This is a genomic window from Pseudomonas rustica (genome assembly GCF_018336155.1).
GTDB lineage: Bacteria > Pseudomonadota > Gammaproteobacteria > Pseudomonadales > Pseudomonadaceae > Aquipseudomonas > Aquipseudomonas rustica.
Genome location: NZ_JAGYHF010000034.1, coordinates 1 through 1,736, shown reverse-complemented (window position 1 = coordinate 1,736; position 1,736 = coordinate 1). Strand labels below are relative to the sequence as shown.

The following is a 1,736-nucleotide window of genomic DNA, read 5'->3' as shown; positions in this document are numbered from 1 at the left end:
GCTCAAGGGCGAGATATCCGGGAAGGATGCCGCGCTGCTGGCTGACTGCATCGTGCACAAGCTCCTGCACGCCCAGCTTTCCCCGCGGCACTGGAATGCCCTGGTGGCGAAGTACAGCACCCACCGTGGCCGCAAAATCGATTCCATCGGCCGGCTGGTCGCCGTGGTGAAGACCCCAGCACCGCAGCGCTTCACGCAACAGTCCGTTCTCGTTTGGGCGGTACCGCAGCAGGTGAAGGGCATTCAGCGAGCGGTGACCCAGATCAAGGCGCCGAAGCACCGGGAGAACAAGGAGGAGGGGCAGTGGGATTGGCGCAACGCGGCAGCAGACGCTGACGTTGCCCGGGCCAACAAGCATGCGCGCGCCGTAGCAGAGGAAAAGCCCGGCGAGATGATCGTCCTGGCCGACTCGAACTACGACATGACGAATTGGGATTCCCAAGGGCTTACAGAGCGCACCTACCAGCGCTGGAACAAGGCCATCAAGGACGGCTTGGAGTCACTTGTGAACGAGGCTCTGGTCGAGGCGCAACACATGCTTGAAGCAGTCGGAGTGCTGGAAGGCGAGGCGGCATAAAATAGTCCCTCAAAAGGGCTTGCAATGTCATGTCGCCATGTCGCATTATTCACCCATCCTGTCATTCCTGCGCGTATCGAGGAGTGACAAACGAAACCCGGCCACCGCGCCGGGTTTTTTATTGCCTCGAATTCAACCTTCTGGAGGTGCGCGTGAAGCTGAAAGCCAAGAGCAATCTGCTGGATCGCGCCAGAACGGCGTGGGAGGCGGTCGCACGCCAAGTTGGCGAGACCGATTTCTCGCGCCATCCGCGCACCGGAGAGTATCTGCACCCCGGTGTCGCCATGGGTTGGCGCATCCACAAAAAGAATCTGTAGTTTTACCTGTAGCCAGGACAGCCTTCGGGAAGGCCTGGACGTCGATAGCCGGATAGTGCGACGCACGGATCAACGCCGGCAGCCCGCGCACTCTGACCTCACAATGCTTTCAGGGTGGCGCGAGACACGATCAGCGAGATCGATGCAAAGGGGCGTCGACGTTGAGAAAGCCTTTGGCCGACAGCTCGGAAAGACGAGCGCACCTATTCAGGGGCCTCTGCACTTGCAGGGGCTTTTTCCGTTTTCGGCTCCCCACACCCATTGCTCCGAGCTGGGAGTGCAGCGGACGCCGGATTTATCAATCTCCCCATGGGGGAGGCAACTCGGATGCCTACCATGCCTGATAAGCCAGACACCTGGGCCAAGATCTGGCTGGCGTTGAGCAATCCGCTCTGGCAGGGCGCAATCATGGCCATCACCGTATCGTTGCTTCGCGTGATGTACGACGCGAAGGAAACCAGTAAGCGTCGGATCCTTTTCGAATCGCTGATCTGTGGATCGCTGAGCCTTGTTGCGTCCAGTGTGATCGAGTGGATGACCTGGCCGCCCAGTCTGTCGGTTGCTGCTGGAGGAACTATTGGGTTCCTCGGCGTGACAGCCATTCGCGAGCTGGTGACCCGATTCCTCGGTCGCAAGGCGGATGCCGCATGAAGGCGTTCGCTGCTGCAATCATCATTGCCTTGGTCGGTCTGCTCCTCGTTGGGATTCAGCAGTCGCGCGTCATCGCCCTTCGCGGTGAAGTGGCATTCGAAGCCAGCGAGAAGAAGAAGGCGGTCGACGCCAACCTTGAAAGCCAGGCCACGATCACCACACTGCGCGCCGAAGCCCAGCGCAACGCCGAT

Annotated in this window: 3 protein-coding genes and 1 pseudogene; all 4 read left to right on the top strand. The window is 60.2% G+C overall.

The features are described from left to right. A partial coding sequence (locus KFS80_RS26715; RefSeq protein WP_212546468.1) for a hypothetical protein occupies positions 1–577 on the top strand: 577 nt, incomplete at its 5' end. A 152-nt stretch (positions 578–729) separates the two neighbouring features. After that, positions 730–894, top strand: coding sequence for a hypothetical protein (locus KFS80_RS26710; protein ID WP_156497536.1), 165 nt, complete (start codon positions 730–732; stop codon positions 892–894). Between the two features lie 327 nt (positions 895–1,221). Beyond that, positions 1,222–1,545 (top strand): phage holin, lambda family, encoded by a 324-nt coding sequence (locus KFS80_RS26705; RefSeq protein WP_122597479.1) that lies wholly within the window; start codon positions 1,222–1,224, stop codon positions 1,543–1,545. Further along, positions 1,542–1,736, top strand: a pseudogene (locus KFS80_RS26700) (hypothetical protein); the annotation flags it as partial. The gene KFS80_RS26705 and the pseudogene KFS80_RS26700, both read left to right, overlap by 4 nt.